Genomic DNA, 262 nt, shown 5'->3' on the forward strand with positions numbered 1-262 from the left:
TTTGTTGAGGCTTCTTTACTTCACTCAGCTGATTGGGATGTACTGTTGTTATCTGAAATTGAAGGTAGCTGTGAAGAAGTTCCAAGCAATATATTAGACTACGCAATTCGTGATATGCGCTGGGTACAAGGCAATATTCAACACCTTGGTTTATTGTCATCAAATAAATTAAAGCTTATGAGTAAGTTTCATTTTTTACTGGGTGCCACAGCATATATATCGTCGCTTATTTGGCTATCAATGCTCGCATTAAGTACTATTG

1 pseudogene is annotated in these 262 nt (G+C 36.6%); it reads left to right on the forward strand.

The window, feature by feature from the left end:
* Positions 1–262: pseudogene (locus R2R70_RS21060) on the forward strand (glucan biosynthesis glucosyltransferase H); the annotation flags it as partial.

It is taken from the genome of Cobetia sp. SIMBA_158, assembly GCF_046566945.1.
GTDB classification, from domain to species: domain Bacteria; phylum Pseudomonadota; class Gammaproteobacteria; order Pseudomonadales; family Halomonadaceae; genus Cobetia; species Cobetia amphilecti.